The sequence below is a fragment of the Pyxidicoccus sp. M15 genome (genome assembly GCF_056858435.1).
The window spans coordinates 1,509,111-1,522,927 of record NZ_CM166495.1; the positions used below are offsets into that span (position 1 = coordinate 1,509,111).

General features: G+C 71.4%; 11 protein-coding genes. 7 read left to right on the forward strand and 4 right to left on the reverse strand.

The features are described 5' to 3' along the window. The first annotated feature begins 323 nt into the window (after positions 1-323). Complete coding sequence (locus ACX9TP_RS06065; protein ID WP_482978768.1) at positions 324-5,321, forward strand: ATP-binding protein; 4,998 nt, start codon at positions 324-326, stop codon at positions 5,319-5,321. Here the strand turns inward: ACX9TP_RS06065 and ACX9TP_RS06070 are convergent. Beyond that, on the reverse strand, positions 5,281-5,736 hold the full coding sequence (locus tag ACX9TP_RS06070) for a carboxymuconolactone decarboxylase family protein (protein WP_482978769.1): 456 nt from the start codon (positions 5,734-5,736) through the stop codon (positions 5,281-5,283). The two genes, ACX9TP_RS06065 and ACX9TP_RS06070, sit on opposite strands and share 41 nt — an antisense overlap. Before the next feature lie 91 nt (positions 5,737-5,827). Between ACX9TP_RS06070 and ACX9TP_RS06075 the strand changes: the two genes are divergently transcribed. The 3 genes from ACX9TP_RS06075 to ACX9TP_RS06085 all read left to right on the forward strand — a co-directional run bounded on the left by ACX9TP_RS06075 (position 5,828) and on the right by ACX9TP_RS06085 (position 9,618). Next, complete coding sequence (locus ACX9TP_RS06075) at positions 5,828-6,712, forward strand: sigma-70 family RNA polymerase sigma factor (RefSeq protein WP_482978770.1); 885 nt, start codon at positions 5,828-5,830, stop codon at positions 6,710-6,712. Between the two features lie 57 nt (positions 6,713-6,769). After that, positions 6,770-7,315: a DUF2378 family protein gene (locus ACX9TP_RS06080; RefSeq protein WP_482978771.1), complete on the forward strand. Its 546-nt coding sequence runs from the start codon at positions 6,770-6,772 to the stop codon at positions 7,313-7,315. A 113-nt stretch (positions 7,316-7,428) separates the two neighbouring features. Next, complete coding sequence (locus ACX9TP_RS06085) at positions 7,429-9,618, forward strand: sensor histidine kinase (RefSeq protein WP_482978772.1); 2,190 nt, start codon at positions 7,429-7,431, stop codon at positions 9,616-9,618. A 4-nt stretch (positions 9,619-9,622) separates the two neighbouring features. Here ACX9TP_RS06085 and ACX9TP_RS06090 read toward each other — a convergent pair whose 3' ends face one another. After that, on the reverse strand, positions 9,623-10,750 hold the full coding sequence (locus tag ACX9TP_RS06090; protein ID WP_482978773.1) for a UTP--glucose-1-phosphate uridylyltransferase: 1,128 nt from the start codon (positions 10,748-10,750) through the stop codon (positions 9,623-9,625). Between the two features lie 294 nt (positions 10,751-11,044). Here ACX9TP_RS06090 and ACX9TP_RS06095 point away from each other — a divergent pair, with 294 nt between their 5' ends. Both ACX9TP_RS06095 and ACX9TP_RS06100 read left to right on the forward strand, forming a co-directional pair. Further along, the gene (locus ACX9TP_RS06095) at positions 11,045-11,236 is read left to right on the forward strand and encodes a helix-turn-helix domain-containing protein (RefSeq protein WP_482982262.1); all 192 of its coding nucleotides are present in this window, start codon (positions 11,045-11,047) and stop codon (positions 11,234-11,236) included. Further along, positions 11,160-12,038, forward strand: a complete 879-nt coding sequence (locus tag ACX9TP_RS06100) for an IS630 family transposase (RefSeq protein ID WP_482974667.1) — start codon at positions 11,160-11,162, stop codon at positions 12,036-12,038. Before ACX9TP_RS06095 ends, ACX9TP_RS06100 begins: the two co-directional genes overlap by 77 nt. 29 nt (positions 12,039-12,067) lie before the next feature. Here ACX9TP_RS06100 and ACX9TP_RS06105 read toward each other — a convergent pair whose 3' ends face one another. Both ACX9TP_RS06105 and ACX9TP_RS06110 read right to left on the reverse strand, forming a co-directional pair. After that, positions 12,068-12,577, reverse strand: coding sequence for a DUF2243 domain-containing protein (locus ACX9TP_RS06105; protein ID WP_482978774.1), 510 nt, complete (start codon positions 12,575-12,577; stop codon positions 12,068-12,070). After that, entirely contained in the window at positions 12,574-12,804 is a 231-nt protein-coding gene (locus tag ACX9TP_RS06110; protein WP_482978775.1) for a hypothetical protein, read from the reverse strand. Before ACX9TP_RS06110 ends, ACX9TP_RS06105 begins: the two co-directional genes overlap by 4 nt. Positions 12,805-13,017: 213 nt before the next feature. Here ACX9TP_RS06110 and ACX9TP_RS06115 point away from each other — a divergent pair, with 213 nt between their 5' ends. Continuing rightward, complete coding sequence (locus ACX9TP_RS06115; RefSeq protein WP_482978776.1) at positions 13,018-13,800, forward strand: SDR family NAD(P)-dependent oxidoreductase; 783 nt, start codon at positions 13,018-13,020, stop codon at positions 13,798-13,800. Positions 13,801-13,817 lie beyond the last annotated feature (17 nt).

Sequence of the window (13,817 nt, forward strand, 5' to 3'; positions counted from 1 at the left end):
CTGTGTGTGCCAACCCCACGGCCCGGCCACGGACTCCCGCTTCCCTGGTTGCTCGCAGGGGAGGGGGCCGCGCCGCGCAGTGCAGGACGCGGCGCAATGTATGAAACCAGGGGGGCTCCCACCAGCGCCGCGCACATGCGCCGTCCACTCGTGCACCCGGGGATGACGCGTCGCCCCAGGACGGCTCCTTCTGACGGGCAGCAGCCGTGCTGGTAGGGCCCGTCACCGGGGCCGTCCTCCCCGCCGGCAGGAGGTTCTTCGCCGGGGGCTCATCACATCTCCGCCGTGCGCTGTCTGCCTTCAAGGCCCTGGAGGCTTTGCACATGCAGACACGCGGCGAACGGACTTCTACCCGGGAGGGACGCTTCCTGAAGCATGAGTGTCTCCGCCATCAGGGCGCGCTCCAGACGTGGCGCGGGACGGACCTCGCCACGGGCGCCGCGGTGGTGATGAAGACGGCGCCTCTCCACGCGCTCAAGGTGGGGGCCTTCGAGCGCATGTCGCGAGACGACGACGTCCTGCGCGAGCTGCGCAGCCCCTGGCTCTCGCCTCCCCTGCACGGCGGGGTGGAGGGCGAGCTGCTGCTCCGCGTGAGCCCCTCCGCTCCGTCTGGGACGCTGTCGGAGCGGCTGGCGCGAGGTCCGCTCTTGCTCCACGAAACCCTCGACCTGGGACAGGGCCTGCTGCGAGCGCTGCGCGAGGCCCATGCCCAGCGCCTGCCTCACCGCCACCTCAAGCCCTCCAATGTCGTCATCGCCTCCGAGGATGCGTTCAGGGAGGCGGTGCTCATCGACTTCGGACTCGCGCTGGAGGACTTCCGGGAGGCGTCCCTCCTGGCGCTTCCGCTCACCGCCATCCAGTACCTCGCCCCCGAGCAGCTGGGACTCGTGGCCGCCGTGCCAGGACCGGCCTCCGACCTCTACGCCGTGGGCCTGATGCTCTTCGAGTGCCTCGCCGGGACGCTCCCGTTTCCAGGCAAGACGCTGGGAGAGTTCCTCCAGCAGCACCTCAGCACCGTCCCGGAGCTTCGCGCGCGGGGGCTCCCGGTGCCTCGCGCGCTGGAGCAGGTGGTGCAGCACCTGCTGTGCGAGGAGCCGCGCGAGCGCTACCAGTCGGCGGAGGCGGCGCTTCGTGACCTCGAGGAGATTGCCGGGGAGCTGGCGCGCGGCCTCGCGGACCCGGCCGTGGTGGTGGGCAGGACCGACCTCCATCCCCGGCTCATCGAGCCCGCCTTCGTCGGTCGAGCCCAGGAGCTGACGGCGCTGGAGCGCGCGCGGGAAGCAGCGGCCCGGGGGGAGGGGGGACTCGTCCTCGTCGAGGGCGTGTCGGGTGGAGGCAAGACGATGCTGCTGGATGAGCTGGAGCGGCGGGCCCTGGCGCACGGTGCACGCGTCTTCCGTGGCCAGGCCATGAACCGCGCGGCGCCGCAGCCGTTGCAGACGCTGCTGGGCGTCATGCAGGACCTGGCCGCGGCCGTGGAGCGCTCCCCCTCCCTGGCCAAGGTCCTGCGGGCGGAAGCGGGAACACTCGGTGCGTTGTGTGCCGCCCACCCCCGGCTCGAGCAGTTGTTGCAGTTGCCTGATTTCAGATGTGACGCCAACGGGCCCGAGAGCCTGGGTGAAGCCCGCATGGTGCGGTCGCTCGCCGCGGTGGTCAGGGGGCTGGGGGACGCGGAGACACCGGCCCTCGTGATGCTGGACGACTGCCAGTGGTCGGATGAGCTGACGCTCAAGCTGCTCGCCGCGCTGGAGGCGCCCTCCGAGGATGCATCGCAAGCCCGCCGCTTCGTCACCGTGGTGGCGGCCTTCCGGACGGATGTCGTCCCCGGAGACCACCTGCTCCGCCGGCTGTCCCCCATGCTCCACGTCGCCCTGTCGCCGCTCACCGCGCCGGACCTGCGCGACCTGGCGGAGTCCATGGCGGGGCGCCTGCCCGACGCGGCGCTGGAGGTCGTGGTCAGGATTTCCGAAGGCAATCCCTTCATGGCCGCCGCGATGGTGCGAGGGCTCGTCGAGACCGGGGCCCTGGAGCCAGTGGCCTCCGGATGGCACGTGGTGCCGGAGCGGCTCGCGGAGGTGCGCTCCTCGCTGAGGGCCGCCTCGCTGTTGCTGAACTGTCTGGCGCATCTCCCGGAGGAGTCGCGCTCCCTGCTGGCCGCGGGGGCCGTCCTCGGCAGGGAGTTCGAGGTGGACCTGGCGGCGGTCCTCGTGAAGCAGGACCGGGAGCGGGCCATCGACCTGCTGAAGGAGGCCCGACGGCGCACCCTCGTCTGGGCGGAGCTTCCCCGGGGCCCGTACACCTTCGCGCACGACCTCATCCGGGAGACCCTGCTGGAACAGCTCCCGGCGGAGGAGGAGCGAGCGCTGCACCTCGCGGCCGCGCTGGAGCTGGAGCGCCGGGCTCCGGAGCGGAGCTTCGAGCTGGCCTGGCACTTCGACGAGGCGGGAGCGCCGGAGCGTGCGTGGCCCCATGCCTTGAGGTCAGCGCAAGAGGCCCGGCGCAGGTCCACCCTGGATGTCGCCGAGCGCTACTACCGGCTGGCCGACCGCGGGGCGGTGGACGCGGACGACGCGACACGGATGGGCATCCTGGAGGGACTGGGGGACGTCCTGCGCATCCGAGGCAACCCCGAGGCCGAGCAGGCCTACGCGCGAGCACAGGGCTTCGCCACGACGCGCCTGGACCAGGCCCGGCTGGAGGGACAGCGAGGAGAAGCCACCTTCGGGAGACTCGACGGACAGGACTCCATCGACAGGATGGAGTCCGCGCTCCGGCTCGTCGGACAGCGGGTGCCAGGCGGTCTCCTGTCCCGACTCGGGTTCCTGCTCTGGGCGATGCTCGTCCATGTGTCGCGGGTGTCTCCGTTGCTGAGGTGGGCGCGCCGCTCGCCGCCCCTGGAGGGAGAGGCGCTGCTCGCGGCACATCTCTCCTCCGAGCTCTCGCGGGCGTATTGGGTCCAGGCCCGGCCCCTGACCGCGGGTTGGTGGGCCCACCTGCATGCGCTGAACCTCGTCGAGCGGCATGCACCTGGCTCGAAGCTGGCGACGTGCTACGTGAACCACGGCGCAGGGCTGTCGCTGCTCACCCAGGCCATGCCCGGCATGCCCCGCTTCGTCGCGGCCTGGATGCTGGCTCGGGGGAGGACGTACCTTCAGCGGGCGCTCGTCATGCGAGAGGCCCTGGGTGACACCTACCTGCAAGGGGTCACGCTCTACATGTATCAGCTCACGCTGCTGTTCTGCGCGCGGTTCGCGGAGAGCGCCGAGGTGGGCCGCAGGGCCGTTCACCTGGGCCAGCAGTCCGGTGCCACGGACGATTGGCGTGCCGGGAACGTGAAGGACCATCTCGGCGTCGCGCTCTACCTGCTGGGGGACCTGACGTCGGCCGCCGCCCATGGCCAGGAGCAGTACCACCTGGGCAGGCAGTACGATGATGACGTCCGGCGCAGCTTCGGGCTGTACCTCTGGGCGTGCGCATCGGACGGGCTGGTCCCGGAGTCGGCCCTCGCCACCGAGCTCGCGCGGTCCTCGACGGGCACTGCCTGCAACGCCGCGCTCCGCCAGGCGGAGCTCCTGTACGCCGAGGGACGCCGGCTCCTCCGGGTGGGCGAGCCCGGGCGCGCCGTGGAGGCACTGGAGCAGGCCGGCCGGAGCGCGCGAGCCTCCAGGCTTCGAGTCCCCATGTTCCTGGCCGAAGTACAAGCCCAGCGCGTGAGGGCGCTCCGGGAGCAGGCCGCCCAGGTGCCACCCTGGGCCTTCTCCGTGCGCGCAGGGCTGTTGCGCCAGGCCCGGGCCGTTGCCCGGAGGGAGTGCCGCCACCCGCTGCCCCTGCGCAACAACCTCGCGAGCATCTTCCGCGAGCTGGGGCTGATGGCGGCGATGGAGGGACGCAATGCCCGGGCGCGCCGGTACTTCAACCGGAGCCTCGCCATCGCCGAGCGCCTGGACATGCGCTACGAGCAGGCCCGCACGTTGCTGGCCCGCGCCCAGGTGGGAGCGGCCGTGGGGTGGCCCGAGGCCGCCGGGGATGCCGCCGCCGGTGAAGAGGCGCTGAGACCGATGCGCGCGGCGCTGGAGCCCGCTCCCGTCGAGGAAGTCCCCGCAAGTCTGTCCCTCGTGGACCGGTTCCCCCGCATCCTGGAGGCGGGGCGCACCATCGCCTCGGCGCTGACGCGGGAGGCCGTCTGCTCGGCCGTGCGTGAGGCCGTGCCGGGATTGCTGCGCGGCGAGGACCCGGTGCTCGTCAAGGTCACTCCAGAAGGCGCGTTCGTCCCCGCCTTGTCCGATGACCGGCTCGGCCCCTTCCTGCGCCGCGCCCTGGAGCTGCGGCGTCCCTTCGTTCCCTCGACGGAGGAGCTCGAGCGCGCGGGCCGCGTGGAGGCGCGCTCGGTGCTGTGCGCCCCCATCCTGGTGCGCGGTGAAGTCGCGGCCGTCTTCCGTGTCACCAACCACAAGCTGGCCGGGGCCTTCGGGCCGGAGGAGCTGCGCATCGCGGAGTACATCGCCACGCTGGCCGGCGCCGCGCTGGAGAACGCGCGGGGCTTCGCCGAGGTGAACGCCCTCTCGGAAGAACGGGAGCGGCTGTACCAGCAGGCCCAGGCCGCGCTGCGCAAGCGCGACGAGTTCCTCGCCGTGGCCTCGCACGAGCTGCGCACGCCCTTCACGCCCATGCGGCTGTACATGCAGGGCCTGCTCGGCGCGCTGAAGAATCCGGCCCGGGCCGCGGGCCTGGAGTCGTGGGTGACGAAGCTGGAGACAGCCAACGCGCGCCTGCTGCGGCTGGCGAAGCTGGTGGAGGACCTGTTCGACGTGTCCCGCATGTCCGAGGGCCGGCTGCCCGTGCGCCGGGCGCCGGTGGACCTGGCCGCGCTCACGGTGGAGGCGGTGGACCGGTGGAAGGACGAGCTGGCGCGCGTGAAGTGCGAGTACACGCTGGATGCACCCGGGCCGGTGGTCGGGAGCTGGGACGGAGTGCGCCTGGAGCAGGTGCTCGACAACCTGCTGGGCAACGCCATGAAGTACGGGCCCGGCAAGCCCATCCACGTCTCCATCCGGACACACGGCGAGCACGCGCGACTGGTGGTGCGCGACGAGGGCATGGGCATCGCCCCCGAGGACCAGCCCCGCATCTTCGAGAAGTTCGAGCGCGCGGTGTCGGAGAACTACGGGGGCTTCGGGCTGGGGCTGTGGATTTCGCGCGAGGTGGTGCGCGGGCTCGGCGGCCGCATCCTCGTGGACAGCATGCCCGGCCAGGGGGCGACGTTCACCGTGGAGCTCCCGCTCACCAGCCCGTGCCCGCCACCTGCCGCGTCGGGACGTTGAGGCGGTTCCAGAGGTTGACGGTGGCGATGCACAGGACGAGCTGCGCCAGCCCCGCCTCGTCGTAGTGCTTCGCGGCCTCGTTCCAGACGTCATCGGGGACGGGGTCCGACCTGTCGTTGAGCCGGGTGACGGCCTCTGCGAGCGCCAGCGCGGCGCGCTCGGCGTCGTTGAAGTAGGGCGTGTCCCGCCAGGCCGCCACGGCGAAGGCGCGCGTGTCCGTCTCACCGTTCTTCTTCAGCTCGCGCGCGTGCATGTCCACGCAGAAGCCGCAGCCGTTGATTTGACTGGCGCGCAGGTGGACCATGTCGAGCGTCTTCGCCGGCACGCTGCCCTTCTTCACGGACTTCCCCAGGGCCATCAGGGCCTGCATCGCTTCGGGGTGAATCATCGCCGGGTTCTTCATTCGGGCTTGCATGGGCTCTCCTTCGAGGTTCATCAGGTGTATTGGCACCGCGACCGTTTCGGCCTTCACAGGGATGACGAAACGCGAAAAGGAGATGTGACCGATGCACGAGCAAAAGGGGCTGGCGGAGCGATTCGAGGCGCACCGGGCCCACCTGCGCGGGGTGGCCTACCGGATGCTCGGCTCGCTGGGCGAGGCGGAGGACGCCGTCCAGGAGTCCTGGCTCCGGCTCAGCCGCGCCGATACGAGCGGCGTGGAGAACCTCGGCGGCTGGCTGACCACCGTCGTTGCCCGGGTGTGCATGGACATGCTGCGCGCCCGCGAGGCCCGGCGCGAGGAGCCCCAGGGCGTGCACCTGCCCGAGCCTCTCGCCAACCGCGAGGGCGGCGCCTCCCCCGAGCAGGAGGCGCTGCTGGCGGACTCGGTGGGCCTCGCGCTGCTCGTGGTCCTCGACACGCTGGGGCCCGCCGAGCGCGTCGCCTTCGTGCTGCATGACCTCTTCTCCATGCCCTTCGAGGAGATTGCGCCCATCGTCGGACGCGCCCCGGCCGCCACCCGGCAGCTCGCGAGCCGCGCGCGCCGCCGGGTGCAGGGCGCCGCCGCGATTCCCGAGGCCGAGCTCGCCCACCAGCGCGAGGCCGTGGGTGCGTTCCTCGCGGCCCTGCGCGCCGGGGACCTCGACGCGCTGCTCGCGGTGCTGGACCCGGACGTCGTGCTCCGGGCCGACACCGTCTCCGTCCCGCCGGGTTCACCGACGGAGTTTCGCGGTGCCCGGGCCGCGGCCACGCTGGCGCTCAAGGTGTCGCGGGGCGCCCTGCTCGCGCGGCCCGCGCTCGTGGATGGGGCGGTGGGCCTCGTCGTGGCCCCGGGCGGGCGGCTGCTCCGCGCCCTGCGCTTCACGCTCGTGCACGGGAAGGTCGTACAGATTGACGTGGTCGGCGAGCCGGCGAGCCTCCGCGAGCTCGACCTGGGAGTGCTGAACACCTGAGGCGTCGCGGCCAGGCCGGTATTCCAGGGGCGGAGCGTTCTGTTGTTACATGGCCGCATGACCGTCGCTCCCCCCAAGCCACGGATGACCCAGGGCAGCTTCTTCGTGGCGCTCTTCACGAACGGGCTGCGCGTCCAGGGGACGCTCGTGGCGGCCCTGCAGGAGGCGGGCTTCGACACGAAGCGTCCGAAGGGGGAGTACCCCATCGAGGTGTGGAACGAGTCCATGCGCCTCGCCTGGCAGCACCTGTGCCCGGAGAAGACCCGGGAGCAGGCGTACCGTGACTTCGGGAAGCGCTTCTTCGACGGCTTCACGCAGACGCTCGTCGGCTCCGTGCTGGCCGTGGGGCTGCCGGTGCTGGGCCCGGAGCGGTTCCTCCGGCGCCTGCCGCAGTACATGAAGGTGGACACGTACAGCTACCGCGTCGAGGCGAACGAGCTGGCGCCGCGCGATTGGGCGCTGGTGTTCCGCAATGACCCGGACGCCAAGCCGGACTTCATCGCGGGCCTCGTGGAGGCCAGCCTCCTGCGCATCGGCATCCGGGCCTCGGTGGAAGTCACCCTGCGCGAGCCCACGAACTTCGACATCGGCGTGCGCTGGTAGCGGCGGCGTCCGCGCTCCCGCTCGCCTGGTGGGCAGGCGGCCCGTGCGGGGCGCGGCCCCGGCGGAGGTGGACGTGTCCCGTGGGGGTTGTGCCTCAAGGGGATTCGCTCAACATGCCCATGGAACCCGCTGTGCCCTTGCTACAGGACCCGCCCGAGGAGGAGAGCCCACGCTCGCTCTTCACCGCGCCCACGCTCGAGGAGGCCTTCTACCTCCTGGCGGAGACGGCGCGCGGCCTGGTCCGGGCACACCAGGCCACCGTGACGTTGGGGGCCGACGCCGGCCGGCCGCATGGCCTGTTCGCCACGTCGCTGTCGAAGACCTACCAGGCGTGGGGCGGCTACCATGTGCCACCCCCGGGCTCTGGCACGCCGCCTCCCCGCACGGAGAAGTCGCGGCTGCGGCTGGAGCACGGCGGGCGCGAGCCGCTTCCCTCCTGGGAGGCCCGCCCGGCCCCGTCGCGGGGCTGGCTGTCGGTGCCCCTCCTGGGCGTCACGGGCAACCTCCAGGTCTTCGACGCGGAGTCGGGGAGGGACTTCACGCCGGAGGACGAGGCCGCGCTCAACGGCCTGGCGGACCTGGCGGGCATGGCACTGGAGGCCGTGCGGCTGCGCGAGGAGAACGCGGCCCTGCGTCAGCAGCTCCACCGGGCCGAGGAGCGCTTCCAGGCACTCGTCCGCGCGTCGAAGCAGGTGGTGTGGACGTCGGACGCCCAGGGCGCCATCACCCGGCTGTGCACCACCTGGGGGGACTTCACCGGGCAGGAGCATGCGCAGTACGCCGGCTGGGGGTGGATGTCCGCCATCCACCCGGAGGACCAGGCCCGGGTGGCGGACGTGGTGCGCCGCACCGCCCTGATGGGCGGCAACTACGAGTGCGAGTACCGGCTGCGCCGCAGCGACGGCTCGTACTTCTCCACCCTGGCGCGCGGCGTGCCGCTGCTGAACGAGGACGGCACCGCGCGCGAGTGGGTGGGCATCAACACCCACCTCGCCCCGATGCGAGCCGCCGAGGACGAGCTGGAGCGGCTGCTGCGCGAGGAGCAGGCGGCGCGCACCCTGGCGGAGGCGGCCGAGCAGCGAGCGGCCTTCCTGTCCGAGGCGAGCCGCGTGCTGACCTCTTCCTCGCTCGACCCGAAGGCGACGCTCGACGCGCTCGCCTGGCTCACCGTGCCCACGATGGCGGACTGGTGCTTCGTGGACCTCACGGACGACTCGGGCACCGTGCACCGCATGTCGGTGGCGCACGCGGAGGCCTCGGACGAGGCGCTCGCCCGGGAGGTGCGTGACTTCCCGCCCGGCGCCCCTGGCTCCAACCACCCCACCACGCGCGTGGTGCGCAGCGCCGAGTCCGTGCTGGTGGACGACGTCTCCGAGGCGTGGCTGCGCAAGGTGGCGGTGAGCGAGCGGCACTACGAAATCATGCGCGCCGTGGGCTTCCACTGCATCATGTCCGTCCCGCTGCTGGCACGGGGGCGCTCGCTGGGCGCGCTCACCTTCCTCGCGGTGCGGCCCTCGCGGCGCTACACGCAGGCGGACCTGGTCACCGCGCAGGACCTCGCGCGCCGCGCCGCGCTGCTCCTGGACAACGCCATCCTCTACCGCGAGGCCCGCAAGTCGGTGCTGCTGCGCGACGAGTTCCTCTCCATCGCCAGCCATGAGCTGAAGACGCCGCTGACGCCGCTGCAGCTGCGCCTCCAGGCGCTGCGCCGGGAGACACAGAAGGGCACGCCCACCCTCCCCACGGCGACGGTGGCCTCGCAGCTGGACGTGGTGCAGCGGCAGGTGACGAAGCTGTCGGCGCTGGTGAACGGGCTGCTGGACGTGTCCCGCATCTCCAGCGGGCGGCTGTCGTTGGACCGCGAGCCCATGGACCTGGCCGAGCTGGCGCGCGACGTGGTGTCCCGCTTCTCGCTGCCCGCCAACCAGGCCGGGTGCCCGGTGACGCTGCACGCGCGGGACGACATGCGCGGCAGCTGGGACCGGCTGCGCGTGGACCAGGTGATGACCAACCTGCTCACCAACGCGCTGAAGTACGGCGCGGGCAAGCCCATCCACCTGTCGCTCTGCGGGGACGAGGCCCACGTGCGCATCGTGGTGGAGGACTCGGGCATCGGCATCGCCCCCGAGCACCTGGCGTACATCTTCGAGCGCTTCGGCCGCGCGGTGAGCGAGCGGCACTACGGGGGACTCGGGCTGGGGCTCTACATCACCCGGCAGATTGTCGAGTCCCACGGCGGGGAGGTCCACGTCCACAGCACGCCCGGACAGGGCAGCCGCTTCGAGGTGGTCCTCCCCCGGTGAGAGGTCAGCTCCCCATCCGCGCCCGGAGGCGGTCCTTCACGCGGGGGAAGTCCTCCGGGGCCTTCACCGGCTCGAAGCGACTGTTGGCCGGGTCCACGCGCTCCACCTCGATGAAGGTGACGGGCAAGAGCGGCTGGCCGTCCGGCCGGGTGAGGCTGCTGGCCTCGGCCGTCACCTGCTCCAGCTGAATCACCGACTGGCCGTCCACCTTCTTGGTGACGACGCGGTAGGGGATGGGGATGGCCTTGTCGAGCAGGGGCTCCAGGTCGAAGGTGATGTTGTTGGTGGAGATGGTGGCGTGCTTCGTCGGGTCCACCTTCTCCACGAGCTGGAGCATGCCGTTGAGCCGCACCGGCGCGGCGCCCGCGTCCAGCGCGCCGCCGGGGTTGGCGCGCGGCGTGACTTCCACCGTCATCTGCTTGCCCAGCTCCAGGTGCATGCCGATGACGGCCGGGTCCAGCGTGGCGGCGAGGTTGTCCACGTTGGAGAAGTAGACCTGGCGCACGCCCTGCTTGCGCAGCGCCTCGCCCACGCCGCTGTCGCGCAGGGCGCGGAAGACGTCGCCGTGGCCCGACGGCGCGAAGGACAGCTGGCCTTCCGCGTCCCGCCACAGCTCATGCGAGGCGGTGAGGCGCGGCAGCATCCGCTGGCGGAACAGGTGCACGTGCTTCGTCTGGCCCGTCTTCTTCAGGTGCTCCTCGATGCCGTCGTGCGTGAGGTAGGACGTCATCACCGCCATGGGCACCGGGCGCCCGAAGCGCGCCTCCAGCCGGCGGCCCTCCTCCAGCTTGATGTCCAGGAACGTCCGCTCGCCGTAGACGGGCACCAGCGCCTTCACCGCGCCGCCGAAGCGCGTGCCCGCGCCGCCGGCCACGATGAGGGCCGCCACCTGGCCCTGGCGGAAGGCCTCCTCCCCGCGCGCGCGGTACTTCTCGTAGGCGGGCGTGCCCGGGCGGGGCAGGGGCTGGACGTCGCCTTCGTGGAGCGGCTGCAGCGCGCTGGTGGGCGCCGCGGCCTCGGCGAGCTCCCCGCGCTTGAGCCGGGCGAGCAGGTCGCGAAAGCTGGCGACGTCGAAGCCGTCGCGCGCGAGCTGGGGACTTTCGAGTTCCGCGTCGGTCTTTTCGGAGGACATGGGGCAGAGGCTTTCCCGCCCGCGTGCATGAAAGCAATGCCAAAGAGGCCCGCTCCCGTCTGTTCCTGAACGATGGGAACTCAGGGTCCGGAATGCCCTCCCCACCGGGAAGCTAGTGGAGTGTCCGCGAAGTAAGTCGACATAGTCGCGGAGGATGAATAGTTCTCCTCAATGAGGAGACGACCTCCGCGAATCATCCAGCTCTCCCAGGAGGATACTGCCCTCCTGGAGGAGTTAGTGCGCGACGGCCGCACCGAGCAGCGGGTGGCGCGCCGGGCACGCATTCTGCTGGCCATGGCCGACCCGGACACCGTTGTGCAGGACTTGGCCGAGCACTTCGGTCTGGACCGCACCAGCATCTGGAGCTTGTGCCGACGTTACGAAGCAGCGGGGGCCTTCGTGGTCTGGGATGCTCCTCGTTCTGGCCGCCCATCGCGGCTCTCCCCCCCTACAGCTCGTAGAAGTGGAGCAACTGGCCTGCTGTGAGCCAGCGGGAGTGGGCTTGCACATGACCCAGTGGAGTACCCGCTCGCTGGCGCGCGTCGCCCGCGAGCGCGGCATCGCGCCCACCCTGTCGCACTCCACGGTAGCGCTCATCCTCAAGCATGCGGAGCTGCAGCCTCACCGGAGCCGGTATTGGAAGACGCCTACCCTGGACGAGGATTTCCGCCAGAAGGCGGCGGCGGTCCTCTGGTGCTACGAGCGGGCCCAGGCCCTGGCCCAACGCGAGGAGGTGGTGCTGTGCGTGGACGAGAAGCCCAACATCCAGGTGCTTGAGCGCCGCTGTGCTACCCGCCTCGGGCGTCCGGGCCTCATCGAGCGCCGCGAATTCGAGTACGTGCGCCATGGGACGGTGAACTTCCTGGCCTTGCTGGTGGTGCACACGGGCACCATGCAGGGCTGGTGCCTGGAGAAGAACGACGGGGCGTGCCTGCGCGCAGTCCTGCCCCAGTTGCTGCACCCCTACCGCAAGGCTCGACGGGTCCACCTCATCTGGGATGGAGGCTCCAGCCACATCGCCCAGGACACACGCGAGTTGCTGCGCAGTTACCACCACGTGCGTGTCCTCGTAACGCCACCTCATGCCTCGTGGCTCAACCAGGCCGAGTTGCTGCTGCGGGCCTTCAGCGCGCGCTACCTGCAGCGCGGCGATTGGAAGCGCCGCTCCGACTTCATCGCCCACCTCGATGCAAGCTGGCCCGAGTACAACCGCCTCTACGCCCATCCCTTCACCTGGTTTTGGACTCGGGCCAAGATGCACGACTGGTTCGAGCGACACCGCCGCTGACTATGTTGGATTACTTCGCGGACACTCCACTAGTGCGCCGCGAGCGGCTCGCCGCGCACGCCCCCGCGCACCCTGCGGTTCCTCTGTCCGGTGCGGGTGAGGAGCCAGCCCGCGAGCATCAGCAGCACCCCGAAGGCGAGGAAGCCCAGGTCCCACGCGAGCTGGTGCGGGCCCGGCTTCACGTGGTGCACGCCGAGGAGCTGGTGGTCGATGATGCCCTCGACGAGGTTGAACAGCCCCCAGCCGCCCAGCATGGCGCCGGCGAAGGTGCGCGTGGACCAGGGCACGTCCGGGCGCTGGCCCGCACGCCACAGCAGGATGACTCCGCCCAGCGTCATCAGCCAGGTGAAGGCGTGGAAGAGGCCGTCCCAGAACATGTTCACCTTGGCGCTCACCAGGTCATCGGGAGGCAGGTGGCTGGAGAGCATGTTGTGCCACTGGAGGAGCTGGTGCAGGAGGATGCCATCGAAGAAGCCGCCCAGCCCCACGCCGAGCAGCACGCCCGCGGACACCAGCGGGCCACGGTGGAGGGCTCTCATCCGGGTTGCTCCTCTCCGGGCCGCGACTCGAGGCGGGGGCCCAGGCGATACAGGACGGCGACGACGAGCAGGATGACGAGGAAGGGCAGGGCGGCGATGGCGAGCCGTCCCCAGAAGTGCTCGTCGAAGATGCCGGCTTGCACCGCCGGCCGGCACGTGGTGCACGCGAAGGCCGCCGGTGTCGCCAGGAGCGACAGGGTGAAGACGGTGGCTGCGGCCCCCCTCATGGACTGGCCCCCTGGGTGGGCAGGCACGTGGCGCGCCTGCCGTGTGGCGGATCTCCCCCGTGGATGCCGGGAAGCTCACCACCCGCGCGCCGTGCGACAAGGGCCGTGGGACCTCCCCTGGCCGGAGGGGATGCCGCCCCGCCTGGTGGACGGGGAGCCCCTCCCACGGGCCCGTGGCCGCTCGGCTATAAGGGGGCACTAGGAGGAAACACCATGTCGCGCAAAGTGGCCCTCATCACCGGCGCCTCGGCTGGCCTTGGCGAGCAGTTCGCGCTGTGCTTCGCCCGGGACGGACACGACGTCATCCTGGTGGCGCGCGGCGCCGCGCGGCTGGAGGCGCTCGCCGCGAAGCTGGAGAAGGAGCACGGGGTGAAGGCCCACGTGCTGCCGGCGGACCTGGGCCAGCCGGACGCGCCCGAGAAGCTCTTCGAGGCGGTGCGCGCGAAGGGCCTGGCGGTGGACTTCCTCGTCAACAACGCGGGCTTCGGCTCCGCCGGTCCGTTCCTGGAGCAGGACGTGGCGCGCGAGGCGGAGATGGTGCAGGTCAACTGCACCGCCCTGCTGAAGCTGACGCACCTGTTCGCGCGGCCCATGCGCGAGCGCGGCGCCGGCCGCATCCTCAACGTCGCCTCCACCGCCGGCTTCCAGCCCGGGCCGTACATGGCCACGTACTACGCGACCAAGGCCTTCGTGATGTCGCTGTCGGAGGCGCTCGCGTACGAGCTGAAGGGCACCGGGGTGACGGTGACGTGCCACTGCCCCGGCGCCACGCACACCGAGTTCGCCCAGCGGGCCGGCAACGACAAGTCGCGCCTGTTCCAGCGGGCCGGCGTGGCGGAGGCGCCGGACGTGGCCGCCCACGCCTACGCGGCGATGATGCGCGGGCGCGTGCTGTCGGTGCACGGCGCGCTCAACTGGCTGGGCGCGGTGATGGTGCGCTTCAGCCCCCGCTTCGCCGTGCGCTCCGTCGCCGCGAACCTCAACCAGCAGGGCTGAGCGGAGGCGGGCGGAGC

Bases quoted from the DNA above. Each gene is read 5' to 3' on its own strand.
- ACX9TP_RS06065 (WP_482978768.1), top strand. From the start codon at position 324: ATGCAGACACGCGGCGAACGGACTTCTACCCGGGAGGGACGCTTCCTG.
- ACX9TP_RS06070 (WP_482978769.1), bottom strand. From the start codon at position 5,736: ATGCAAGCCCGAATGAAGAACCCGGCGATGATTCACCCCGAAGCGATG.
- ACX9TP_RS06075 (WP_482978770.1), top strand. From the start codon at position 5,828: ATGCACGAGCAAAAGGGGCTGGCGGAGCGATTCGAGGCGCACCGGGCC.
- ACX9TP_RS06080 (WP_482978771.1), top strand. From the start codon at position 6,770: ATGACCGTCGCTCCCCCCAAGCCACGGATGACCCAGGGCAGCTTCTTC.
- ACX9TP_RS06085 (WP_482978772.1), top strand. From the start codon at position 7,429: ATGCCCATGGAACCCGCTGTGCCCTTGCTACAGGACCCGCCCGAGGAG.
- ACX9TP_RS06090 (WP_482978773.1), bottom strand. From the start codon at position 10,750: ATGTCCTCCGAAAAGACCGACGCGGAACTCGAAAGTCCCCAGCTCGCG.
- ACX9TP_RS06095 (WP_482982262.1), top strand. From the start codon at position 11,045: ATGGCCGACCCGGACACCGTTGTGCAGGACTTGGCCGAGCACTTCGGT.
- ACX9TP_RS06100 (WP_482974667.1), top strand. From the start codon at position 11,160: ATGCTCCTCGTTCTGGCCGCCCATCGCGGCTCTCCCCCCCTACAGCTC.
- ACX9TP_RS06105 (WP_482978774.1), bottom strand. From the start codon at position 12,577: ATGAGAGCCCTCCACCGTGGCCCGCTGGTGTCCGCGGGCGTGCTGCTC.
- ACX9TP_RS06110 (WP_482978775.1), bottom strand. From the start codon at position 12,804: ATGAGGGGGGCCGCAGCCACCGTCTTCACCCTGTCGCTCCTGGCGACA.
- ACX9TP_RS06115 (WP_482978776.1), top strand. From the start codon at position 13,018: ATGTCGCGCAAAGTGGCCCTCATCACCGGCGCCTCGGCTGGCCTTGGC.